Below are 24,662 nucleotides of genomic sequence, written 5' to 3' on the forward strand. Positions count from 1 at the left end.
CGGAGGTCCCTGCCTTGACCCTAGGTCGAGTTGCCTTGGTTGCCCTGTGCTTTGCGCTCCTCTTCTCAACAAACCAGACTGTGCGCCTTGCGCCCGTCGCGCTGGGCGAAACACCTCTCCAGGCCGCCCCATCCGCACCGGCTTCACTCGATGCCCTCTCCGGCGAGTACACCAACCCCAACGAGCCTGACACTCCCATCAGCTTCTACGTCCAGGACGGCAAGCTCGTTGTTGAATCCGAGCGCGAGGTGCCCACCGCTTTGATTCAGAATTCGCCAACGGAATTCGGCGTTCCTCAGACGAAAAGAACCCTCAAGTTCACACTGGATGCCAACGGCCACGGCGAGACCCTCACCCCATCGAACGATTCCGACGTGGTCTACAAGCGCACCGGCGACGCGGTCCACCACGTCTTCCATGATTACCAGCGCACCGAATCCATGATCCCCATGCGGGACGGCATCAAGCTTCATGTCGTCATTCTCAAGCCCGCCGACATCGCCACTCCGCTCCCATTTCTTATCCAGCGCACTCCCTATGGTTGCGACGAAACCAGCCGCGCATCATTCTCGGGCGGGCGTCCCGAACTGGCGCGTGACGGATACATCTACGTCTGCGGCGATATCCGCGGCCGCTTCAAGAGCGAAGGCCAGTTTGTAATGAGCCGTCCCGAAGTCGACCATAGTGCCGACCAGCGCTCTTCCAGTCTCGCCCCGAAAGCCGTTGATGAATCGACCGACACCTACGACACCGTCGACTGGCTCCTCAAGAATGTCTCCGGCAACAACGGCCGCGCCGGTTTCGTCGGCACCAGCTACCCGGGCTTCCTCGCCATGGCCGCCGGAATCGATCCACATCCTGCCGTGAAAGCCATCTCGCCGCAGGCGCCCATGATCAACGTCTGGTTGGGCGATGATTTCTTTCACAACGGCGCCTTCCGCCAAAGCTACGGCTACGACTACGTCTACGCCATGGAGTCCGACAAGGGGAACGCCGACGTCAGCTACGGCAAGGAAAAAGACGGAAAGCCCGTCGATGGCTACGACTACTTCCTCGAGCGCGGTTCTTTCATCGAAGACGTGAAAAAGTCAGGCGTCAAAGAGCCATTTCCCACCTGGAAGCTCTTCCTCGACCATCCCAGCTACGACACGGTCTGGTCATCCCGCGGTGTCGAATATCACCTCAACAAGGTCACTGTTCCAACCCTGAGTGTTGGCGGCTATTACGACCAGGAAGACATGTGGGGACCGCAGGAGGAGTACACCAAGCTCGAGCCCCACGACAGCAATCATGAAAACTTCCTCGTCCTCGGCCCCTGGCGACACGGTTCCTGGGCTTCCTCTTCTCGCCACCTCGGCAACCTGAATTATGGCGAGCCCATCGGCAAGGAGTTTCGCGCGCAGATCGAGGCGAAATTCTTCGGCCATTACCTGAAGGACGAACCTGGATTCACCCTCGAGGACACCGCCAGCTTCCAGACCGGTTCGAACACCTGGAAGTACTATGCGCACTTTCCGCCGAAAGAAGCTCAGCCCACCAGCCTGCACCTCGTCGGCGACGGGCAGCTTAGCTGGAGCGACGCCAAGGAACCCGCCAAAACCAGCTACGAAAGCGATCCGGCAAATCCTGTGCCCTACCGTCACCGCCCCATCCAGGTCACGTACAGCCAGGGTTCGCAGTGGTTTAACTGGCTCACGGTAGATCAGCGCTTCGTCACCGATCGCAAAGACCTAGCCGTCTGGAAACTCCCCGTACTCAAGAAAGACCTCATCGTCACCGGAGAGGTCTTGGCCGACATCTTCGCTTCCACGACTGGAACCGACAACGACATGGTCGTCAAGCTCATCGACCAGTACCCCGACAACGATCCCGACCCGAAGATGCGCGGCTACCAGTTGATGACCAACGAAGAGATTTTCCGCGGCCGCTATCTCGATAGCTTCGAGAAACCCATTCCCATGCGATCCGGCTCCATCCACGAGTACCGTTACAGCCTGCACGGCGTCGACCACGTCTTCAAGGCCGGCCATACCGTGATGGTCGAGATTCAGAGCACCTGGTTCCCGCTCTACGACCGCAACCCGCAGACTTTTGTGCCCAACATCATGACCGCCAAGCCAGCAGAGTACAAAGCCGCAACCATCACCATCTACTCCGATCCGGATCACGATTCGAGTCTGCAGATGCCCCTGATGAACGCCTGCGACCACATCGCTTGCTTCTAGGCGGTACTTGACACATATTATGTGCGCACATATACTGTGGTTGTGAATATCACCCTGTCTATCGACGAGCAGCTTGTCGAACGTGCGCGGGAGAAACTGCGTGCAACCGGCAAGACCATCAACCAGGAAATTCGCGAGCACCTGGAGCACATCGTCGGCGACGATGACCTGGAACGGGACATCGAGTTCCTCGAGAAAACCTCTGGATTGGGAAAGCCTGAGGCCGGCTGGAAGTGGAACCGGGACGAGATCTACGAGGAGCGGCTGAAATGGCCTCGGAACTCAGTCTAAAAAGGCGCGGTCCCCGCGCTTTCCTTGATACCAATGTGCTCGTTTATTCCGACGATCCCCGATATCCCGTCAAACAACTAGCCGCTTTAAACCTGATCAAGGTGCACCTGCGCCAGCGGACCGGAGCTGTGTCGATTCAGGTGCTCCAGGAGTACTTCGTCTCGGCAACCGGAAAATTGAAGCTGAGTGCAGAATTAGCCAAGCGAAGAGTAGAGGTATTCGCGAAGTTTCAAGTCGCCGAACCCACCATCAACGACGTTCTCGCGGCAATCGATCTGCATCGTCTTCACGGCTTCTCTTTGTGGGACGCCCTCATACTCCGCATGGCCGCACAGAGCGGCTGCCGCGTCGTTCTCTCGGAAGATTTGCAGCACGACCGAGAGATCGATGGATTGAAAATCGTGAATCCATTTCTTTGAGAGAATCATGAATCATACAAATTTGCTGCAAATCCAGCCCAACGGATCAACCACCTGAATCGAGTAAGGCATCCACCACGTCCCAGAATAGCGTTAGAATGGAAGAAGCGCGATGATCCTTCTCCAGCCCATCCCGGCCCTCCTATAGCGGCGCCCGCCGCCTACACTGTTCTGCGCCTTTTTCCGAACTGATTCTCAAACAGATAACCATCAGCAGTTGCGCCGACTTTGGCGCATCATGGAGATTCGGAATGCTTGATCGCCTGGAACAAATGGAGCAACGCTACAACGACCTGCAGGCGCAGTTCTCGTTGCCTGAAGTGTTGAACGACCACGAGAAATATCAGAAGACCGCCAAGGCCCTGCACGAGATCGAAGAGCCGATCGAAAAGTACCGCGAACTGAAGCAGGTGCAGCAGGGTCTGGCTGAGGCCCGCGCCATGCTCACAGAAACCGATCCCGACCTGCGCGCCATGGCCGAGGAAGAGATCGCCGCGCTCGAGCCGCGCGCCTCCGCCATTGAAGAGGAAATCAAGATCCTGCTGATTCCCAAAGATCCCAACGACGAGAAAAACGTCATCCTCGAAATCCGTGCCGGCACCGGCGGCGACGAGGCTTCTCTGTTTGCTGCCGAGGTCTTCCGCATGTACACCCGTTTCGCCGAACAGCATCGGTGGAAGGTCGAAGTCATGTCGCTCTCCGAATCTGGAATAGGCGGATACAAGGAAGTCATCGCCATCATCGAAGGCAAGCGCGTCTATTCCCAACTCAAGTGGGAGAGCGGCGTTCACCGCGTGCAGCGCGTCCCCGCGACCGAGACCCAGGGCCGCGTCCACACCTCTGCCATCACCGTCGCCGTCCTGCCCGAAGCTGAAGATGTGGACGTCAAGATCGAAGCCAAAGACATTCGCATCGACACTTTCTGCTCCTCCGGTCCCGGCGGCCAATCGGTGAATACGACTTACTCCGCCGTTCGCATCACCCACATCCCCACCAACACCGTGGTCAGTTGCCAGGACGAAAAGTCGCAGATCAAGAATCGCGAGAAGGGCATGCGTGTCCTCCGCTCGCGTCTCTACGAGATGGAAATGGACAAGCAGAACGCCGAGCTCGCCGCGGCCCGCAAATCGCAGGTCGGCACCGGCGACCGCAGCGAGAAGATTCGCACCTACAACTTCCCGCAGAACCGCCTCACCGACCACCGCGTCGGCTTAACGCTGCACCAGCTCGACCTCATCATGGAAGGACGTCTGCAGCCCATCGTCGATGCTCTCGTCGCGCACTACCAGGCCGAGCAGCTCAAAGCCGACAACGACCAGGCTGCGTAATGACCCTGCGCGACTTTCTCGAGTACGGTGAGTCGCAGCTCAGCGTCAGCCCGCACCCAGATCGTGCGATACGCGATGCCGAAACATTGCTGCTGCATCTGATTGGCAAAAATAAAGCATGGCTGATGGCCCACGCTAACGACGACTTCGCCGGTTGCTCCGCGATCCGCTACGCAAGCCTGCTCGAACGCCGCTGCAAAGGCGAACCCCTCCAGTACATCATCGGCGAGGTCGAGTTCTACCGAATGCCCTTCCGCGTCACACCCGAGGTCCTAATCCCCCGACCCGAAACCGAGCACCTCGTCGAAAAAACGATCGCACTCGCCGTCGCTCTCGAACATCCGCGTATCCTTGATATCGGCACCGGCTCGGGCGCGATCGCCGTTTCCCTCGCGCAAAACCTTCCCAACGCCCAAATCACGGCAACAGACGTTTCCTCATCCGCGCTGGCCATCGCCGAAGATAACGCGCGCCGTAACGCCGTAACCATCCGTTTTCTGCAAGGCGATGTGCTGATTCCCGTCGCCGGTGAGACTTTTGACCTCATCGTTTCCAATCCTCCCTACGTCTCCGCCGCCGACCGCGATTCTCTCTCCGTCGAAGTCCGCGATCACGAACCATCCCTCGCCCTCTTCGCCGGCAACGACGGCCTCGAAATCTACCGCCGTCTCATCCCGCAAGCCTTCGCAGCTCTCGCCCCCGGCGGCTTCATCGCACTCGAAATCGGCTACGGTCAGCAGCCCGCCATCCAGCGATTACTCGCTATCGCGGGTTTCACCAACATTGAATTCACACCCGACCTGCAAGGCATCCCCCGCGTCGCCGTTGCACAGCGCATCTAAACCTGCTCGTCATTTCATTCATCGAATCAGTCTCAAAGAAATGCAAATCTCGATCCCGATCCAACCTCACTCTGCGTGCTCCTGATTTACACTCGTCTCCTGAAAGGATCCATTCCATGCCCTCATCCAAAGGCTACGCCGCATTCGATTCCAAATCGCCGCTTGCTCCCCATACGTTCAACCGCCGCGAGCCCGGCCCCTCCGAAATTGCAATCGAAATTCTCTATTGCGGCGTCTGCCACTCTGATCTCCACATGACGCGCAACGAGTGGGGCAACGCCGTCTATCCCATGGTTCCCGGTCACGAGATCGTCGGCCGGGTTACCGCCGCCGGCAAATCCGTAACAAAGTTTAGAGTCGGCGACCTCGCCGCCGTCGGTGTCATCGTCGACTCCTGCCGCCACTGCGAGCCCTGCAACCGCGGCGAAGAACACTTCTGCATCGAAGGCTCTACGCTCACCTACGCCGCCAAAGATCGCGTCGATGGCTCCATCACCATGGGCGGCTATTCCAGCAACTATATCGTCGACGAACGCTTCGCCCATACCATCCCGGCCAATCTCGACCCCGCCGCAGTGGCCCCGCTGCTCTGCGCCGGCATCACCACCTATTCGCCCCTGCGCCACTGGAATGCCGGTCCCGGCAAGAAGGTCGGCATCGTCGGTCTTGGCGGCCTCGGCCACATGGGCCTCAAGTTCGCGCATTCCTTCGGCGCCCACACCGTGCAGCTCACCACCTCGCTCAAGAAAAAAGACGACGCCCTCAAGCTCGGCGCCGACGAAGTCATCGTCTCCACCGACGCAGCGGAGATGAAGAAACACGCCGGCACCTTCGACTTCATCCTCGACACCGCGTCGGCTCCCCACGCGCTCGATCCCTACCTCTCGCTGCTCAAACAGGACGGCACCATCACCCTCGTCGGGCTTCCCGAAAAACCTCCCTCCATCAATATGTTCGCGCTCATCACCAAGCGCGCCTCCATCGCCGGCTCGATGATTGGCGGCATGCCCGAGACTCAGGAGATGCTCGACTACTGCGGCCGAAACGGCATCGTCTCCGAAATCGAAGTCATCCCAATCCAGCAAATCAACGAAGCCTACGAACGCATGTTGAAGCAGGATGTGAAATACCGTTTCGTAATCGACATGAGTTCGCTCCGTTAACTCCGCAACCCGCAGTACAGATACGAGACCAAAGAAATCCGGAAGGAATCGCAACAGCGCTCTGATGAAGACAACAGCCATCCTGACCGACATGCATTTCGTGATACCTGTCGTCGTCTTCTGCCTTGGTCTCGCGCTGCTCATCTTGCTGCATTGAACCGCAGACATCGGACTTTCGTTACTGGCGAAATTGCAAGGGTAGGTCGTGAAAATCGAATTGAAAAGGAACGTCCAGAACGCATGAACGCACCGGTCCGTAGCAATCCGCCTCCCGTCATCAAGTCCGCTCACGGCATCGGCGTCGTCTGCGGACTGGCAGCAGGTGTATGGCTGGGCGCGGCCGAAGCGCCCACCAAGCTCGTCAACTCCGGCCTCTCGCCCTACGCCATTTCCCTCTGTATGGTTGCCGGTGTCTTCACCGCGCGCTGGACCTTCCCGACATTACTCAAAGGGACGCGGCAGGTCTTCGCCGATCTCGCCGAAAGCAAACATCTGATTCCCATCGCCGTCCTCGCCGGCATGCTCTGGGCAGTCGCCAACACCCTCACCGTCTTCGCCATTCGCGACGTGGGCCTGGCCATCGCCTTTCCACTTTGGAACACCAACTCGCTCATCGGCATTCTCTGGGGCCGCCTGCTGTTCGGCGAGCTGAAAGGTGCCAGCCGCATCAACATTGCCAAGGTCGTTCTTGGCGCGCTGGCCATCGTCGCAGCAGCCGTTATGCTCGGCTTCAGCACCATTCACACGGGCGGCGCACACAACCGCGCAGTTGGCGGAGTCCTCGCCGCCATCGGAGCCAGCCTGCTGTGGGGAACCATGTACATCCCCTATCGCAAGGCCTACATCAGCGGTATGAATCCGCTCTCGTTTGTCACCGTCTTCACCATCGGCGAATTGGGAACAATGGTCGCTCTCGTGCTCGCCCTCGACGGAGGAACTAAGGCCGCGGTCTTCCACTCCGGCGAAACGCGACACCTGCTTTTCTGGCTCTTTCTTGGCGGATTCGTATGGGTCGTCGGCGACCTCTTCCAGCAGTTCGCCACCAAGTATCTCGGCATCGGCCGCGGCATTCCGCTCTCCAACACCAACCAGATGTGGGGCCTCGCCTGGGGTGCGCTCGTCTTCGGCGAATTGGCGCATGCCGACGCGGCTCATCGCCTTCTCGTTCTCATCGGCTCGCTCGTCATGATCTGCGGCGCGCTTGCCGTCACCACCGCCGTCGCCACGGAAAAAGAGCGCGGATCCATGCGCGAGGCGCTCGTCCGCGAGTGTGCCCGCTACGACCTCGACTACGACCGCGTCATGAAGTCGTATGCAGGCGAGAGCCCTGCCACCACCATCGAGGGCCGCTCCTGGTGGGATTATGCGATTCTTGCCACCGCTGTCGTTGTCTTCGTCTGGCTCGGAATGAACGCGCGCGTGCCTGAGCTTGCCATGAATTATGCCTGGGTCGGCGTGCTTGCAGCGATCCTGGTGGCATCCGCCGCCGGATGTACGTGGATCTTGGGTAAGACGACTCACTTCTCTTGATCGCTCAATTAAGCCCGTTCAATCCCACGCCGTTACAATCAAATGAATGGCAGAACCGGCTCAAGTTGACCTGGTAGGCGTGGGTCTTAACGCAATCGACACGCTCATTCCGCTCGCGCATTTCCCTTCCCGCGGTTCCAAAACCGAATACACCGGCGCCAGCATCCTTCCCGGCGGCCAGGCCGCCACTACCGTGATCGCCTGCCAGACATGGGGCCTCTCCACGCGCTACGTCGGCAAGCTCGGCGACGACGAGGCTGGCAATCTGCATCGCCGCGAGTTCGCACGCGCCGGCGTGGACACGCGCCTGATCACCGTGGCCAATGCAGCCAGCCCTCAGTCACTCATTCTCGTCGATGACGGTGGCGAACGCACCGTCCTCTGCCGTCGCGATGAGCGTCTCCTGCTCCAACCCTCCGACCTCGATCGCTCCTGGATCGTGAACGCGCGGGCCCTGCTTATCGATGGATTTGAAACCGCTGCCGCTACTCAGGCCGCTTCCTGGGCTCGATCTGCGCGCGTGCCCGTCATCGCCGATCTCGATGAGACCTATCCCGGCGTTGAAGACCTGATTGCGAACGTTGACTACCTCGTCGTCAGCCGCGATTTCCCCACGCGTCTCACCGGCGAGCGCAATCTCGAACAGGCACTTTGCGCTGCCATGAAGCGCTTTGGCTGTGTCCTCACCGCGGCCACGCTCGGCGCCGACGGCGTCATTGCGTGGGACGGCAAGCGCTTCCATTCCTCTGCCGCCTATCGCGTGCCGGTTGTCGACACCACCGGCGCCGGCGACGTCTTTCATGCCGGCTTTATTTACGGCCTTCTGCAGGATTGGCCGCTTGATCGCCAGCTCGATTTTGCCTGCGCCGCCGCTGCCTTGAACTGCACCTGCGCTGGTGCACGAGGCGGCATCGGCAACGTTGAGGCAATCGAAAATCTCATGGCAACCACGCCTCGCTACGCCGTCGCTCCCGCAGCAGACTGACGCTCCGAATCGAATTTCTGCGACAGTTTTTCCCTATTGCCCTTCCACTGCAAAGCGCATTACCATTAATCCTCACTTCCCCTCCGCATGGCATCTTCCTCCCCGCGTGGAGCCACTCAAAAAAGGGCCTGATCGATAGGTGGCCCTTTGCAATTTTGGGGGTCAACAATGAACCGCTTCTTCCCCTCTCGCAATCTGTCGGACAGCGTATCCTGCGTCCTCATCCTGATCGCCTTCGTGGCCTTTCTCAGATTTCCCGCTTCAGTCTCTGCACAGGAAATCCCACTGAATGTCACCTTTATCTGCAGCGGTGAGCGCGTGTATGTCTACGGCTGCGATATTCGCGATTTGTCCGACAATGCATGGTGTTCCATGGGCCATCCGGAGAAGTTGAAAGACGGCATGGAAACCTACACAAATACGACCCGTGGCGCTCTCAAAAAGCTCATCCCCACCTGCACGCAGCCCAGCGCTGCCGATGTTTCCAAACGAAAAGCGCTCGACAAGAAATTTCAGGATCTCCGCGATGCAGACCAGAAGCGGGCCGACGATGCAATGCATGCCCCTGACAATCCATCCATGCCAGGCCGCCCCATGACCCCTTCGCAGCGTGCGATTGCCCGTTGCCTCACCTCGGGCCGCGTCCCCGCAACCTGCACCGGCAATGCGCTCGTGAACGGTTTCAACGAGTTGACAGGCAATCTCGTCAAATCCGTCATCAAAGATGTGCCGCCGGGCCCGGTGTTTGCCGGTAGTTTTGAAGGCGCAGGTAAGTGGCGCATCGAATTCGGCGATCGCGCCGCACTCCTGACATGCTCCGGGCTGGATCCCCAATCGTATGGCTACTCGCTTCAGTTCAAAGATAATCATGCATTCGTTACCCTCAAGACTTCCCCAAAGCCGCTAACTCTGATCGTGCGGGGCAGTGACCTGGCTGGCGAAAGTCCATTCGTCATCGATGGCCGCGTCATCACCGGTTACACCAGCGTGGCGGCTCAACCGTTGAAACCGCGGGGCACTACGAGACCCAGACCACCACGACTCACCAGGAACTCACTCCCCTTGAGGCCACGCAATATGCCGGTCAGTCGGACCTGACCCAAAATGGACAAACGTACGATTTGGCAAGCACCTCCACGCAATCCACATACGTGCCTGGCACAGCGAGCTACAGGCCTGTTTCGCAGCCCGTTTACGCTCCCAGGCGCGCCAACTGCGTAGCTCCAGCACTCTCTTCGAAGCATGCTGTCCCTGGCGCTACCGAGACCGCCACAGGTTTGCTCACCGCTCTCTTCAACAACGGAGACCAAGGCCCGCCGACACCTCCCGGCGTCCGTATGACCGGAATATTCGCCGCATCCACCGGATTCAGTGTCGAGTTCTTTCCTGAATCCGCCGTTCTCGGCTGCGGCCCCGATGCCGCCCGCGCATACCCTTACACAGTGATCGCCGATGGAACGCGCACGGCGATAAAGATTGAAGCGCCCGACCATCCGCTCATCCTCGGCATGCGCTCCGACGGCACCCTCGATCCCGGCAGCAGCGGCCCATACCAGGTTCACGGCCGCACCGTGCTTAACGATCACAGCGACGACCTCCACTTCGCGCCCAATGAGCAAAGCTGCAACCTTGCGCCTCTCAGCCCGAGCAAGACGATTCCGATGAGCAGCGGCTCAGGAGCGCCGATGAATGCCTCGGCATCCGGACCACAGACCGGCGCGCACAACAATAACGGCGCGACTCTCTCCACGCCCAATGCGCCGCTGGGCAACGCAACGTTGTCGATTGTGTCCGGGTTTCCCGCGACCCCAGGCCAGCCCAATCAGCTTGCCAACCATCCTTATGTTTTGCTGCGGAACAGTCTCAGCGACACGATCGCGCGATCAGGTGTCAATATTCCGGCAGGGACGACTCCTTTTAAATTCATGGGCCTGGCTTGCGGAAATCGCTCTCCCGATTGTCAGACAATTATGAATGCCATCAGGACTAGCGCCGCCTCATCCGTGCATTCCGACATGAATGGACGAGCCACTTTCCCCGGTGTCCCACCCGGAACCTACTTCCTGATGATCTCCACTCGTTACAACAACCAGCCGCTGGTGTGGTTCCAGGCGGTGCAGGTCAACGCCGGCGCGAACTCCATCACCCTGGACGCCCGCAATGCCACTGCCATGCAATGAGGCCCTTGGCTCAATCCTCGTGCTTGGTCCGCAGATGCCCCACCGACGACGTAACGCCGGCCCGCATGCGCGCCATGTAGAAGCAATACGCAACCAGGTTGCTCACCACCAGCGTGCATACGATCTTCGCCGCATAGGCCATCGGGTTCACGACATCCACAAACGGATACGCCGAAATCAGCAGGCTGAAGACCGTCGATCCCAACCCAACCACCGACGTCCACTTGAGCCATGCCGGAAGCTTTTTGCGCAACCCAGCCGCTCCCGCCAGCGGAATGGCGAACATCGCAACATAGGCGACCTCGTAGTGCGTGAGGCTCGCGTTCGACAGCACCTGGAATGCCTCCTGCGCATGAACTCCCACGTTGGCCATCAACACCAGCAGGAAAATCAGCACCGACGCGCACAGAATGGAATTCGCGGGCGTCTTCCAGCGCGGATGCAGGCGCGTAAACCAGGTTGGAATCAATTCGTCCCAACCCACCGCGAGCGGCAGCCGGCTCACGCCGGTCATCAGCAGGCTCACCGCTCCCAGCAGCCGGATCTCCACCAGCAAAATTGCCGCCGTTGCCAGCAGATTGCCAATCCCGACATTCCCGAGTGCCATCCGAAACGTCTGCGGAATCGGAGCAATTAAGTTGATCTCGCCCCGCGGCACAAACGCCACAACCGAGCCAGTCCCAAGAATGAACATCGCGCAGATAATCGGTGAAGCAAACCACACCGACTGCGTAATCGTTCGTTCCGGAGCTTTGCTCTCACCTGCCAGGATCGCGATATACTCAAGCCCGCACAACGCCCCAAACAGCATCTGCCCAAACAACGCCAACGTTCTCAGGTCATGCGGAGGAATCGCCAGCGCCAGCGGCGTCCAGTTGAGAGGATTGTGCCGCAGCATTGCCCACGGACCGAGACAGATCAGCGCTGCAAACGCGATCATCATCGCGACGCCGCCCGCATTGTGAATCCACTTGCCGATCTCCAGCCCGCGCAGCTCGGCCAGTGTCAGCGCTACCACCAGCGCTCCCACGATGATCAACGCCGCCGCGCGATTCTCGGGCAGCCATGCGGCGCTGGGCCCGATCAGGTACGCCAACTCCGTCGGAATCTGATAGAGAATCGCCGCCGTCACTGCGATCCCGTAAAACCAGATATTCCACGCAGTCAGAAATCCGCCTAGATTCCCGAAGGCCCGGTGCGCCCACACGTACAGTCCGCCTTCGAGCGGCATGACGCGATTGAGCCCGATTACCGATGCGGCCATGGGCAGACAAAACAGCACCATCGCACCGATCCACAGCAGCGTCTCGGCCTTCCCAAGTCCCGCAGCCACGCCCACCCAGCCGGCGCCCACCACGCACAACACCTGTGAGATAACCAGGTCACGTAAGCTCAACTGGCGATGAAGACCGTGCTCCGCTGAGGATGAGGCTTGAGCCATGGTTCCAAAATATTCGCACGCCAGGCCGCCGTTCCTTTGCAGAATTCCTTTCCGCCGCTGGCACAGCAATTGTCAACATCCACATGCGCCGCTTACTATTCTCTGCTGTAATCGTTTCCACCGGAGATCCGACCATGCGCATTTCTGCTCTGCTTCCGCTTGCCGCACTCACACTCGCACCTCTCGCCGCATTCGCCCAAACACCTTCCACGTCGGAGGCGGTGGCACAAACGCCCCCCATGGGCTGGAACAGCTGGAATTACTTCGCCGAAAGAGTCACCGACAAAGACATCCGCGACTCCGCCGACCAGATCGTTGCCAGCGGCATGAAAGACGTCGGGTACATCTACGTCAACATCGACGACACCTGGCAAGGCGAGCGCGACGCGAACGGCGTGCTCCACACCAACTCCAAGTTCCCCGACATGAAAGCCCTCGCCGACTACGTCCATTCCAAGGGCCTCAAGCTCGGCATCTACTCCGGGCCCGGTCCCAAGACCTGCGCGGGGTACGCGGGTTCGCTCGGCCACGAAGAACAGGATGCGAAGCTCTACGCCTCCTGGGGCATCGACTATTTGAAATACGACCTGTGCAGCTTCATCCCCGCCGTGATGCAGAAGCAGGCGCCGAACGACAAGGCCGCGCAGATGCGCCTCATGGTTGCGGCTTACGACAAGATGGGCAAAGCGCTCAAGGCTACTGGCAGCCCCATCGTCTATTCCTTATGCCAGTACGGGTGGGACAACGTGTGGGAGTGGGCACCCGGCCTCGGCGGCAATCTCTGGCGCACCACCGGCGACATTCAGGCGCGCTGGCAGAGCATCTACGACATCCTCAGCGAACAAGCTGGCCTTGCCTCCTACGCCGGTCCTGGCCACTGGAACGATCCCGACATGCTCGAAGTGGGCAATGGAAGATTATCGCTCGCTGAGAATCGCACCCACTTCTCCATGTGGGCCATGCTCGCCGCCCCCCTGCTTGCAGGCAACGACCTGCCACATATGAAGCCCGAGATTCACGCCATCCTCACCAACCGCGACGTCATCGCCATCGATCAGGATCCCCTCGGTCAGGAGGCCCGCCGCATCTACAGCAAAGGTGAAGTCGAAGTCTGGGCTCGCGACCTCAAGGGCGGCGCCAAGGCCATCGCCATCGTCAACGCCGGAAGCGACGTCTACTCAACCCACCCGTTCCATCTCGATCTCGCACAGCTCGGCTTGAACGGCTCTCAGCACGCCAAGGATCTGTGGACAGGCAAAGAGATGGACCTGACCAGCAACATGCCCATCCAACTCCCCAGCCACGACATCCTGCTGCTCAGGATCGCCGAGCCGAAGTAGCAATCTGTTTCACGAAGTCGCGGTCCCCCGCGCCGCAGGCGCAATGTTTACTAGCCCCGCGCTTTAGCGTGGGGAAGGTGGAATCCCGTTAACATGGAAGTCCCGTAGGGACGGTGCAGAATGGCGCAAGATCCCGCTTCACACCGCCCGCGCCAGGCACACCGCAAACCACCCGCGCTCATCCGTCCACGTCGCCTCGTGCACAAATCCCGCCTTCGCCAACCACGCCTCGGCATGCCCCGGCTGGTATTTGTAACTGTTCTCCGTGTGGATGCTCTCGCCTGCCGCAAACTCCACGCGCAGATCGATCGCCGGCAGCCAGACCGTCTGCTTCGTCTCGCTCACCAGGTGCATCTCCATCCGCGACTCGGCCGCGTTCCAAACCGCGCGATGCGCAAACGTCTCGGGATGAAAATCCGCATCCAGTTCCCGGTTCAGCCGCACCAGCACATTGCGATTGAACGCCGCCGTCACTCCAGCCGCATCATCGTATGCCGCATGCAGAACGGCCTCATCTTTCACCAGGTCCACCCCCAGCAGCAGGCAATCGCCCGGATCGAGCGCTGCCCTGACGCGCTCCAGCAACATCAGCGATTCACCCGGCTCGAAGTTGCCGATGCTCGACCCGATGTAGAGCACCAGCCTGCGTTCGCTGGGCAGCGTCGAATCCAGTTCAAGGTTGTGCGTGTAATCCTCGACGCGCGGACACACCAGCACGCCCGGAATCTCTTCCTCGATGCGCATCTGCGCCTCAATCAGCGCACTCGCCGAAACATCCACCGGCTCGTAAAAGACCGTGTCCTGCCGCTCCACCGCGGCGCTCAAAAGCAGCCGCGTCTTCTCGGCCGAACCTGCACCGAGCTCCACCAGGCGCAATGCATTCTGCCCGGCCGCTTGCGCGACGATTTCCGAAGCGCGTTCTTCGAGAATCGCCCGCTCCGTGCGCGTCACATAGTATTCAGGAGTGCGCGTGATCTCTTCAAATAGCCGCGATCCGGCCGAATCGTAAAACAGCCACGAAGGCAGCCATTTTGGTTTGGACAACAATCCCTCGTACACCGAAGAGGCGATTTTGTCTGAAATGTGAAAGGTGGCTGGGGAAACAGGGATCGTAGTCATGCCGTTATTAAGATGCTCCTCCACCTATCGAAGTTACTTGTCGGCCAATCGGATTCCGGAAAATTGCCAGCGCGTTTCCGGATGAAAAAAATTGCGATAACTCGAGCGAATATGCGCCTTCGGAGTCGCACACGACCCGCCGCGCAGAACCATCTGCCCGCTCATGAATTTTCCGTTATATTCACCCAGCGAACCAGCCAGCGGCTCAAACCCCGGATATCCCAGATACGCGCTCGCCGTCCATTCCCAGCAGTCGCCCCACATCTGCGTAAGCGCCTCACCATTACCTGCGGTTCGCGCAGGCCTGAGCCTACCCGTATCCAGCAGGTTTCCACCAACCGCCTGCCCTTCGGCCGCAACTTCCCACTCCATCTCGGTGGGCAGGTGCTTGCCGGCCCAGCGGGCATACGCATCCGCCTCAAAATAGCTGACGTGACTAACTGGCGCAGCTTCAGCATCTTCCAGCGAAACCTCCCCTTGCAGCGTAAACAGCTTCCAGTTCTCGCCGTCCTGGTTCCAGTAGAGAGGCGCGCGCCAGCCATTCTGCTCCACCGCATCCCAGCCTGCTGAAAGCCATAGCTCCGGCTCCCCGTACCCTCCGTCGGCAATAAACTTCGCAAACTCCCCGTTGGTCACCAGGCGGTTGCCCAGCGCAAACGGCTCAAGAAAAACACGATGCCGCGGCAGCTCGTTGTCGTAGCAGAATCCCGGCCGTGAGAATCCAACCTCCACCAGCCCGCCTTTGAAGTCCATGAACTTCAGGCTCGCGGGATGCCCAGAACCTTGTTCAGAGTTTAAGCCGCCTGATTCCTTCTCCTCGTTGAGAAAGGTCAGATACGCCGGCCGCAGAGGGTTCGTATAAAACGCATGCAGAATATCGGTCAGCAGCAGTTCCTGGTGCTGCTCTTCATGGTTCGCTCCCAGCTCAATCCGCTTCAACACCTCCGGCTCCGGACCCCCGTCGACCAGTCTCTCGATCCCCTCGTCGACGTGTTTCCGATAGTCCGTTACCTCCTCCAGACTCGGGCGCGAAAACGAAGAACGCAGCCGTTTCTCAGGAAACCGGGCAAAACTCCGGTAATAGCTGTTAAACAGCCAGGGAAAATCAGGATTAAACAGCTTGTAGCCGGGCAGGAACTCACTGAGAATGAACGACTCAAAGAACCAGGCCGTGTGCGCCAGGTGCCACTTCGCCGGCGACGCCTCGGCGCACGACTGCACCATCATGTCCTCAGGTGTCAGCGGCTTACAGAGTGCCAGCGTACGTTGCCGAACAGTGCGAAAGCGCTCAGCTACTTCTACTTGCAGCTCGGGAGAAACCGTGGTGCTCATCCTCGACAATCCTCTCTTCCGCCGTGTCTGGATACGACCCCGGCGTTCCGGCTCATAGCCCTTCTAATCCGTCTTGCACCCGCGCAACAAACAAGCTTGACGACGATGGACAAAATGGTGCTCTAATTTGAGGAGACGATGATGCAGGTTTGTCGCCTCGGTTCCTTCGTGAGGAGGGAATATGCGCAGGTTCGATAAACGCCCTCTGCCGGCCTTGATGCTGATGGCAGCCATCGTGGGTCCTTCCGGTCTACTTCTTGCTCAATCTTCACCCGTCAATCCCTCAGAATCCGCGCAAAAACCCGCCCAGGCCAATTCCGCCCCAAAACCCGCCGCGCCGGCAACAACTTCAACAACCTTCCCGAAGACTCCGCCGACCTTCGAACAACTGGGCGACGCACTCATGGCTCACCAACGGTATCAGGCCGCCATTGAAGCCTACAAGAAAGCACCCACCAACGACCCTATCGTGTGGAACAAGCTGGGCATCGCATACCAGTTGATGTTCAACCTGCCCGACGCGATGCACTGTTACAAGACTTCTTACAAACTCAATCCCAAAAACTCAACGGTCATTAATAATGTCGGTACCGTCTACGATGCGCTGAAGGAGTATCACAACGCGGAAAAAATGTATCGCAAGGCGCTCAAAATCGATCCTGACTCCGCGCTGATTCTCAAAAATCTCGGAACCAACCTGCTCGCGCAGCACAAGTATTCGAAAGGCTGGAAAGAGTACCTGGCAGCACTGAAAGTTGATCCGCTTATCTTCGAAGACAATTCCCGGCCGCGCATTGAGAATCCGGCTTCAGTCTCCGACCGTGGCGCCATGAATTTCTACCTGGCCAAGGGTTGCGTCCGCGCCGGCATGCCGCTGCGTGCGATTGAGTACCTGCGAATGGCGCTCAACGAGGGCTATACCAGTCCCAAAAAGATCATTGCGGATAACGAGTTCGCAGCCCTGCACGGCCTGCCCGAATTCGAAGAATTGATGAATTCACAATCCCAGAAACGGCAATAATCGCGTCCTCCCGGCAGGCATCCGTCAACAGACCCGTCGTCCTCTTCCAGTTGCCGCTCGTCTATCTTGATAGGTTGCACCTCTCTCATGGGGAGATTTATGAAGGCCTCTCGCGTTGCCATGCCGTTTTTCATTCTGCTTGGCGCTCTCCGCCTCGGCGCCTTTGCGCAGGATGCAAATCCACTTCAGGATCCGAGCCAGGCAACGCCGCAGCGCGGCCAGGGCAGAGGGCGCGGCGGATGGGGCGCCGGGATGATGGGCCGCGGCGTCATGGGGACCGTCACTGAAGTCGCTCCCGATCACTTCACCATCAAAACCGAATCCGGCGATCTCTACACCATCCACTACAGCGTCAACACCCGCATCATGGAAGGCGGCGGTGGACAGCGGCGCAGACAGGGTAGCGACAACGAGACTCCCGTCACTCCGCCAACCACCATCAAGGCCAGCGACATCAAAGTCGGCGATGCCATCGGCGCATCCGGCGAAATGGATGCCAATGCCAAGTCCATCGGCGCCGTGGTCATCTTCCAGATCGATCCCGAGCGCGCCAAACAAATGCGCGAGATGCAGGCCAACTACGGCAAGACCTGGGTGATGGGCCGCGTCGCCGCCATCAGCGACGTCAAGGTCACGTTGCAGGGCGGCCCTGATAACGCCACCCACACCTTCGTCGCCGATGAAAACACCACCTTTCGCAAACGCCGCGATCCCGTCACCCTGGCCGACATCCAGGTCGGCGACATGATCCGCGCCGAAGGCTCCATCAAAAACGGCGCCTTCCTCGCCACCTCCGTCGCCGTCATGGGGCCGCCACCCCAACGCAACGAAGGCGGAGCGCCCGCCCCGCCACAATAATTCCAAGAAGCGACAAGTCCAACTCGTCGCCCCCTTCACGCCTTTCATCCGCCTTCTTTACCCCTCATCCAAATCTCCGCGCAATCCCAAACACCCCCCGCTATCTTCCTCTCCAGAGCACAACACCGCTCCGGAAAGGACAGCCCCCGATGGCTCCAACCGACCCACTCGTCCGCGTTGACCAGGTCACGCGCAAGTTTCCCCTCGACCACAACACCGTCACCGCCCTCGACAATGTCAGCCTCCAGATCGATGCCGGCGAATTCCTCGCCATCTCCGGCCCCAGCGGCAGCGGCAAATCCACCCTGCTGAACCTCATCGGATGCATCGACAAGCCCACCAGCGGACGCATCCTCATTGCCGGCACCGATACCTCGCGCCTGAGCCCCTCGCAAACTTCGACCCTGCGCCGTGAAAGAATCGGCTTCGTCTTCCAGACCTTCAACCTGATTCCCGTCTTCACCGCCGCCGAAAACGTCGAATATCCGCTCCTCGTTCAGGGAGTTTCCTCCTCCGAGCGCCGCACTCGCGTCGCCGAAGCCCTCGCTAACGTCGGCCTCTCCGCTCGCGCGCAGCAACGGCCCGACCTGCTCTCTGGCGGAGAGCGCCAGCGTGTAGCCGTCGCCCGCGCCATCGTGCATCGCCCCTCGCTTGTCCTCGCCGACGAGCCCACCGCCAACCTCGACACACGCAACGCCACCCAACTCATCGACCTGATGCGCGACCTCAACCGCAGCCTCGGTCTCACCTTCATCTTCTCCACCCACGACCAGCGCCTGCTCGAACACACCCCGCGCATCGTCCGCCTCACCGACGGCTGCATCATCAGCGACACGCATTCCGAATCTTCTGAAGGAGCCCGCAATGAGCAAGTTCTTACTGCTTGCGTTTCGTAACGTCTTCCGCAATCGCCGCAGGACGCTGATGACTTTGCTCATGGTGGGCGGCGGTGTTGCCGGACTTCTTCTCGCCGGTGGATACTTCGCCTTCATGACCCGCGGTCTCCGCGAAGACACCATCCGCGCCGGCCTCGGTCACCTGCAAATCTTCACCACCGACCACTTCAAACGCGATGAAGTCAAAGTACTCGACACCGGAATCGAAAACTGGCGGCAGGTAGCCTCAACCGTCAGTTCCGCTCCGCATGTGCGCGGTGTCGCCCCTCGCATCGAGTTTTACGGCATGGTCTCCAACGGCATCAAAGCTGCCGGATTCATGGGCAGCGCCGTCGATCCCGATGCGGAAAGCAGCCTCGGCTTTTCGGCCCAGCTCGCCTCGGGCACCGGCCGCAATCTCTCTTCCCAATCCAGTGGCGACGTTGAAGCCCTCATCGGCGCCGGACTCGCCAAATCCATGAACGTCAAAGTCGGCGACGGCCTCACGCTGCTCGCCATGACCTCCGACGGAGCACTCAACGGCGTCGACGTGCAGATCGTCGGCATCGTCAAAACAGGCATCGCCGAGATGGATGCCCGCTATCTGCGCATCACCCTTCCCGCAGCCCAGCGCCTGCTGCAAAGCGATCGCGTCACCAACCTTGTGGTCGGCCTCGACTCCACCGACAACACCGACGCGGTCTATTCCGAACTCGCGCCCCGCCTCCACGGTCTTCCCCAGGAGATGACGCTGAAGAAATGGATAGACCTCGCCACCTATTACAACCAGGTCCACACCATGTTCAACGGAATCTTCCTCTTCATGGGCCTTATCGTTTTTCTCATGGTGCTCATGGCCAGCATCAACACGCTCCTCATGGCCATGATGGAACGCATCCGCGAAATCGGCACCATGCTCGCCATGGGCACGCCGCGCTCTTGGATCGTGGCTCTCTTCATGCTCGAGGCCACCGTCCTCGGCCTTCTCGGAGCTGCCGTGGGCGTTGCCGGAGGCAATCTTCTCGGTTGGCTGCTGAACACCGCAGGCCTTCACATGCCGCCACCTCCCGGATACACCGTCAACATTCCTTTCCGCGTTCTCCACGTGCCCGCGCTCATGATCGGCTCCTCCATCATGGTCGTCTTCTCGCTCGCACTCGCATCCATTCTGCCCGCGATCCGCGCATCGCGCCTGCAAATTGCGGAGGCCCTTGCTCATGTCTAGACAATCCGCCTTACAATTCAATTCAATCTCAATTCCCAACTTCGCCGCTTGCGCGAGGCCTTCCGCCGAGGGCACGAAGCGTCAGGGCACGACTTCAGTCGTGCCAAAAAAGTCCCAACAAAACACTAGGGCTTCAGCCCCTGCCGGCAATTTTCCGTCTTCGCGCTCTCGTGTCCGCAACATTAACTGGTCACTCCGTGTTTTCCTCCTCATCGTCACCGTTGCATTCCTCATCGCCTGGGCTGCGATCGGACACGCTGCAACGCCCGACGCCGAAGCCCTGCTCAAGCGTTCCGACAGCTACCGCAATGGCTGGCCCGCATACGTCCTGCGCGTCAAGATCACCAACTTCGAATCCGGCAAGTCCGATGAAGAGTCGCTCTACGAAGTCTCGCAAAAAGGAACCGACAAGACCTATGTCGAATTCCTGAGCCCCCGCGACAAGGGCCGCCACCTGCTCATGCTCGGCGATGATATGTGGATCTATCTTCCCGATACCAGCCGGCCCGTGCGCATTACGCCCCTTGAACGGCTCTCAGGAGATGCTTCCAATGGCGACGTCGCTCGCACAAATTACGCCGTCGACTACACTCCGACATACATTCGCAACGAAAAAGTCGGCAAGGAGGATTGCTACGTCCTCAACCTCACCGCTAAACGCAAAGGCGCGACCTATCAGCGCATTCTTTATTGGGTACGAGTTGAAGACGCGCGACCCGTTCGCGCCGAGTTCTACCTGACTTCCGGCAAACACATCAAATCCGCCACCTTCGATGAATTCGCGAATTCGAACGGGAGGCTGTTGCTGCGTCGTCTCACCCTCTACGACGAGATTCGCCACAACTCACACAGTGTTCTCGAGTACTCGAACATGACGCCCCGCAATCTTCCCGACAAGCTCTTCTACCAGGGCCGCTCCGACAGGTTCTGATGCGCCGCATCACAGACACGCCGCGTCGCAAACCGCATCATCGACACAAGCTCGATCAAGAAAGGAATACGCAATGATCGCAAACATCCGAAGAAAATCGTGGCTGGCCATACTGCCGCTGCTCTGCTTCTCGATGTTCATCCTCGCCGGCCAGCGCTCCATCGCCCAGACGCCGAAAACCGGCAAGCTAACCATCAAGGTCACGGGCATTCGCAACAGCGAGGGCAACATCCGCGTCGCTCTTCGCACCGACGACAACACAATCGTCGATGCCAAGGTCGTTGAGATTGACCCGAAGACCCTCACCGCCGAAGCCGTATTCGACAACCTCGCCGCAGGCACCTACGGAGTCGCGGTGATTCACGACGAGAACAAGAACGAGAAACTTGATTTCAACGAAGTGGGAATGCCTGTCGAGGGATATGGCCACTCCAACAACCCCGCAAAACGTCCAGGACCTCCCAACTTCGACGAAACCAAATTTGACTTCACAGCGTCCGGCTCAACCATTGAGATCGCTCTCATCTACTGGCCGTAGTGTCGGAGTCCGCAAACCATGAACGCCAGAATGCTTATTTCGGTCCTCGCTCTCGCAACGGCGTGGTCCTGTGCTCATGCGCAAGACCCGCCGCCGGCCGAAGAAACCTCCCTCAACACGCGCTACTCTCTCGCCGTCATCGACGACGCCACTTTCTATAGCGGTCCCCCGCAGCACGCTCCACATATCCTCAACCAGGTCTTCGTCGAGCCCACCTTCGACCTCCGCTATCGAAGACTCACCTTCTCCACCAGCCTCATCGGCCTCACCACCACCTACTCCGACACCGCCTCGATCCTTCGCGTCAAAGAAACCTACGCCAGCCTCTCTGCGGGCGATTTCGATTTCACGGCAGGCCGCAAGATGGTCCGCTGGGGCACGGGATACGCCTTCACCGCCGCCGGCGTACTCGATCCGCCACGCTCTCCCACCAATCCCACTGACCGCCTCAATGTGAACCAGGGCCGCGACATGATCAAAGCCGATTACGTGCACGGCCCCCATGCAATCACGTTCGCCTGGTCCAGCGCCGCTCTCGCCCCCGCCCACTCCACACTGCGTGACACCACCGCGTTCCGGTATAACGTTCTGGTGCGCGGATTCGACACATCCCTCATCGCCGGCAACGATCGCGGCGGAGATTCTTTCGGAGCACTCACCTTCACGCGCGTCCTCGGACAGGCTTGGGAGCTGCACGGCGAAGCCGCGTGGCGCGAACAGGCTGCCATCCTCGTCGGCGCCAAATACACCATCCAATCCGGCGTCACCTTCATGGGCGAGTTCTACTCTCCGCCCAACATATCGTACTTCCGCGACATGTCCGTATCGCCTCTCGCCGGCCGCCAGCACTACGCCTTCTTCAATGTCGGAAAAACTCGCCTGCGCCAGTTGCCCGGATGGAAAGAGTGGGACGCATCCGGCTCCGTCGTTGCCAATCTCGACGATCACAGCGCGGTCGGCATCGTCGATGTTAGCCGCTGGTTCGGTAATCATTTCTCTTCCTATGTGCACTTGGAAATCCCCACAGGCAGCAAAACCTCCGACTTCGGGGCAACACCGTACAACACCGCTACGTCCGCCGGAGTGCGGTTCCACCTATGAAATTCGCACGCAACCTGCCGTTTTATGCTCCGGCAACGAAGCCCGACAAAAGCTTCACCGCCTTCCGTGCATTCTGCAGAGATATCTGGATGATCCCGACCCTCGCGGTCGTCGTCGCAATTCTGATTCTCGTCATCGAGCATGCCCACGCCGGCATTGGCGTTAAATTTCTCTCCTCTTTCATATACGGGATCTTCATCGGCTTTCCTGCCGCTGTCGCCCTGAACTGGATTGGATTTCAATTCACCGAGCGGTTTCCGCGACTCGTCTTCCTCATGCACGCAGCCGTTCTCGTCTTCCTGGCTGTAATCGGATCCATGGTGGGCACATTTGTTCTCAAGATCGCCGGCATCATCTCGCCAGACTCGTATTGGCTTGAAATCCAGTCATCCCTTCCCATTTGCGTCGTCCTCACTCTGATCGCGGGACTCAGCATCACTTCCTTCGAAACACTGCGCCACAGGCTGCAGGACGCCACGCTTGAACTCCGCACCCGCCAGGTCGATCAGGAACGCGCCAACAAACTCCTCGTCGAGGCGCGCCTCTCTTCGCTTGAATCGCGCATTCATCCGCACTTCCTCTTCAATACGCTCAACTCCATTGCGTCTCTCATTCCCAGCGATCCCAAACGCGCCGAAGACACCGTCGGCAAACTCGCATCGCTGCTCCGCTTTTCCATCAGCGCCAATCAATCCAGCCTCGTCCCGCTCGCGCAGGAATTAAAGATCGTGCGCGATTACCTCGAAATCGAATCCACGCGCTTTGGGCAGCGCCTGCACTATGAAATCTCCGTTCCCGATGCGCTCGGTCCCATCAAGGTCCCGCCCCTCGCCCTGCAAACCCTGGTCGAAAACAGCGTCAAGCATGTCGTGGCCCAGCGCGCCCAGCCCGCGTCCATCATCGTCAACGGCGTTCTGAACGATGACCAGCTTCTTCTCACCGTCTCCGATGATGGTCCTGGATTTTCGCTTGCCAACGTCGCCCCCGATCATGGCCTGGGCAATCTCGCAGGCCGGCTCGAGCTTCTCTTCGGCGAAGCTGCCCACATAAACGTCAGCCGAGTCGAAAACACAACCACCGTATCCATCGCACTGCCCGCCGGAGAGATGCCATGACGTCGGAAGCGGCTTCCCTTCGCGCATACCTCGTCGACGACGAATTGCTCGCCATCGAGCGATTGCAGCGCATGCTCGCCGCATTCCCTGAAATTGAGATCGCCGGCACGGCAACCGACCCTGCAGAAGCCGTTGCCACCCTCAACGATTCCCATTCGAAACCAATCGATGTGCTCTTCCTCGACATCCAGATGCCGGGCCTCAACGGATTCGAGTTGCTCTCCCGCCTCAACGTCCAGCCCTTCGTCATCTTCACAACGGCCTACGACCAGCACGCCCTCCGCGCCTTCGAAACCAACGCCATCGACTACCTGCTCAAACCCATCGAACCCGAACAGTTGAAGCGTGCCCTCCATAAACTCGGCCGCCTGCGTCCCGTCGTCAAGCCGGACTGGCAGCAGAATCCCGCTCTCCCGCAGTTGCTGCAGGAACTAACCGCCTCTCTCCGCGAAGGCCACACCACCTACCCCAATCGCATCGCCTCGCGCGTCGGCGAACGCATCTCATTTCTCCCGCTTGACGACGTCACCCACTTCATCGCCCAGGATAAGCTCACCTTCGCCGTCGTTGCCGGACGCCGTCACTGCGTCGACCAGACGATCGTCGACCTTGAGCGCCGGCTCGATCCCGCAAAATTTCTCCGCGTCCACCGATCCGTGCTGGTCAATGTCGATTGGATTCACGAAGTCAATTCCTGGTTCGCCGGCAAAGTCGTTCTCACGCTCAAAGACGTGCAGCACACCCAGCTCACCGTCGCCCGCGACCGCGTTAGAACGCTCAAGGATCGTCTCGGAATCTAAAGG

Annotated in this window: 23 protein-coding genes; 20 read left to right on the forward strand and 3 right to left on the reverse strand. The window is 59.5% G+C overall.

Features of this window, described 5'->3' with window-relative positions; all coding sequences use genetic code 11:
- Window positions 1–14: 14 nt before the first annotated feature.
- From WCA10_RS15020 to WCA10_RS15065, 10 genes are all read left to right on the forward strand, one after another.
- The gene (locus tag WCA10_RS15020) at window positions 15–2,225 is read left to right on the forward strand and encodes a CocE/NonD family hydrolase (protein ID WP_472823347.1); all 2,211 of its coding nucleotides are present in this window, start codon (window positions 15–17) and stop codon (window positions 2,223–2,225) included.
- Between the two features lie 21 nt (window positions 2,226–2,246).
- Complete coding sequence (locus tag WCA10_RS15025) at window positions 2,247–2,516, forward strand: hypothetical protein (RefSeq protein WP_472823348.1); 270 nt, start codon at window positions 2,247–2,249, stop codon at window positions 2,514–2,516.
- Window positions 2,495–2,935, forward strand: a complete 441-nt coding sequence (locus WCA10_RS15030) for a PIN domain-containing protein (protein WP_472823349.1) — start codon at window positions 2,495–2,497, stop codon at window positions 2,933–2,935. Before WCA10_RS15025 ends, WCA10_RS15030 begins: the two co-directional genes overlap by 22 nt.
- 251 nt (window positions 2,936–3,186) lie before the next feature.
- Window positions 3,187–4,263, forward strand: a complete 1,077-nt coding sequence (prfA, locus tag WCA10_RS15035; protein WP_472823350.1) for a peptide chain release factor 1 — start codon at window positions 3,187–3,189, stop codon at window positions 4,261–4,263.
- Window positions 4,263–5,105, forward strand: coding sequence for a peptide chain release factor N(5)-glutamine methyltransferase (prmC, locus tag WCA10_RS15040; protein ID WP_472823351.1), 843 nt, complete (start codon window positions 4,263–4,265; stop codon window positions 5,103–5,105). The genes prfA and prmC overlap by 1 nt, the downstream gene beginning before the upstream one ends.
- Before the next feature lie 116 nt (window positions 5,106–5,221).
- Entirely contained in the window at window positions 5,222–6,268 is a 1,047-nt protein-coding gene (locus WCA10_RS15045) for an NAD(P)-dependent alcohol dehydrogenase (RefSeq protein WP_472823352.1), read from the forward strand.
- Window positions 6,269–6,508: 240 nt separating this feature from the next.
- On the forward strand, window positions 6,509–7,798 hold the full coding sequence (locus tag WCA10_RS15050; RefSeq protein ID WP_472823353.1) for a GRP family sugar transporter: 1,290 nt from the start codon (window positions 6,509–6,511) through the stop codon (window positions 7,796–7,798).
- A gap of 46 nt (window positions 7,799–7,844) precedes the next feature.
- Window positions 7,845–8,783, forward strand: coding sequence for a carbohydrate kinase family protein (locus WCA10_RS15055; protein WP_472823354.1), 939 nt, complete (start codon window positions 7,845–7,847; stop codon window positions 8,781–8,783).
- 168 nt (window positions 8,784–8,951) lie between these two features.
- Entirely contained in the window at window positions 8,952–9,881 is a 930-nt protein-coding gene (locus WCA10_RS15060) for a hypothetical protein (protein ID WP_472823355.1), read from the forward strand.
- Window positions 9,882–9,904: 23 nt separating this feature from the next.
- Complete coding sequence (locus WCA10_RS15065; protein ID WP_472823356.1) at window positions 9,905–10,963, forward strand: hypothetical protein; 1,059 nt, start codon at window positions 9,905–9,907, stop codon at window positions 10,961–10,963.
- Window positions 10,964–10,973: 10 nt separating this feature from the next.
- On the opposite strand, the gene WCA10_RS15070 is transcribed toward WCA10_RS15065, so the two are convergent.
- On the reverse strand, window positions 10,974–12,404 hold the full coding sequence (locus tag WCA10_RS15070; protein WP_472823357.1) for an APC family permease: 1,431 nt from the start codon (window positions 12,402–12,404) through the stop codon (window positions 10,974–10,976).
- A gap of 134 nt (window positions 12,405–12,538) precedes the next feature.
- Here WCA10_RS15070 and WCA10_RS15075 point away from each other — a divergent pair, with 134 nt between their 5' ends.
- A complete protein-coding gene (locus WCA10_RS15075) occupies window positions 12,539–13,744 on the forward strand; it encodes a glycoside hydrolase family 27 protein (RefSeq protein ID WP_472823358.1) in 1,206 nt (401 codons plus the stop codon).
- A 138-nt stretch (window positions 13,745–13,882) separates the two neighbouring features.
- Here WCA10_RS15075 and egtD read toward each other — a convergent pair whose 3' ends face one another.
- Together egtD and egtB are read right to left on the reverse strand one after the other, a co-directional pair.
- Window positions 13,883–14,863, reverse strand: coding sequence for an L-histidine N(alpha)-methyltransferase (egtD, locus tag WCA10_RS15080; RefSeq protein WP_472823359.1), 981 nt, complete (start codon window positions 14,861–14,863; stop codon window positions 13,883–13,885).
- Between the two features lie 33 nt (window positions 14,864–14,896).
- Window positions 14,897–16,195: an ergothioneine biosynthesis protein EgtB gene (gene egtB, locus WCA10_RS15085; RefSeq protein WP_472823360.1), complete on the reverse strand. Its 1,299-nt coding sequence runs from the start codon at window positions 16,193–16,195 to the stop codon at window positions 14,897–14,899.
- A gap of 181 nt (window positions 16,196–16,376) precedes the next feature.
- On the opposite strand from egtB, the gene WCA10_RS15090 reads away from it, so the two are divergent.
- The 9 genes from WCA10_RS15090 to WCA10_RS15130 all read left to right on the forward strand — a co-directional run bounded on the left by WCA10_RS15090 (window position 16,377) and on the right by WCA10_RS15130 (window position 24,659).
- Window positions 16,377–17,216 carry a tetratricopeptide repeat protein gene (locus WCA10_RS15090; protein ID WP_472823361.1) on the forward strand — a complete coding sequence of 280 codons (840 nt, stop codon included), beginning with the start codon at window positions 16,377–16,379 and terminating at the stop codon, window positions 17,214–17,216.
- Window positions 17,217–17,315: 99 nt separating this feature from the next.
- Window positions 17,316–18,074, forward strand: coding sequence for a DUF5666 domain-containing protein (locus WCA10_RS15095; protein ID WP_472823362.1), 759 nt, complete (start codon window positions 17,316–17,318; stop codon window positions 18,072–18,074).
- A gap of 149 nt (window positions 18,075–18,223) precedes the next feature.
- On the forward strand, window positions 18,224–18,970 hold the full coding sequence (locus WCA10_RS15100; protein WP_472823363.1) for an ABC transporter ATP-binding protein: 747 nt from the start codon (window positions 18,224–18,226) through the stop codon (window positions 18,968–18,970).
- Window positions 18,939–20,174 carry an ABC transporter permease gene (locus tag WCA10_RS15105; protein WP_472823364.1) on the forward strand — a complete coding sequence of 412 codons (1,236 nt, stop codon included), beginning with the start codon at window positions 18,939–18,941 and terminating at the stop codon, window positions 20,172–20,174. The genes WCA10_RS15100 and WCA10_RS15105 overlap by 32 nt, the downstream gene beginning before the upstream one ends.
- On the forward strand, window positions 20,167–21,105 hold the full coding sequence (locus tag WCA10_RS15110; RefSeq protein ID WP_472823365.1) for an outer membrane lipoprotein-sorting protein: 939 nt from the start codon (window positions 20,167–20,169) through the stop codon (window positions 21,103–21,105). The genes WCA10_RS15105 and WCA10_RS15110 overlap by 8 nt, the downstream gene beginning before the upstream one ends.
- A 73-nt stretch (window positions 21,106–21,178) precedes the next feature.
- Entirely contained in the window at window positions 21,179–21,643 is a 465-nt protein-coding gene (locus WCA10_RS15115; RefSeq protein WP_472823366.1) for a DUF2141 domain-containing protein, read from the forward strand.
- 18 nt (window positions 21,644–21,661) lie between these two features.
- Entirely contained in the window at window positions 21,662–22,744 is a 1,083-nt protein-coding gene (locus WCA10_RS15120; RefSeq protein ID WP_472823367.1) for a hypothetical protein, read from the forward strand.
- Entirely contained in the window at window positions 22,741–23,859 is a 1,119-nt protein-coding gene (locus WCA10_RS15125; RefSeq protein ID WP_472823368.1) for a sensor histidine kinase, read from the forward strand. The genes WCA10_RS15120 and WCA10_RS15125 overlap by 4 nt, the downstream gene beginning before the upstream one ends.
- Entirely contained in the window at window positions 23,856–24,659 is an 804-nt protein-coding gene (locus tag WCA10_RS15130; protein ID WP_472823369.1) for a LytR/AlgR family response regulator transcription factor, read from the forward strand. The genes WCA10_RS15125 and WCA10_RS15130 overlap by 4 nt, the downstream gene beginning before the upstream one ends.
- Window positions 24,660–24,662 lie beyond the last annotated feature (3 nt).

The organism is Occallatibacter sp. (assembly GCF_049582745.1).
Classification (GTDB): domain Bacteria; phylum Acidobacteriota; class Terriglobia; order Terriglobales; family Acidobacteriaceae; genus Telmatobacter.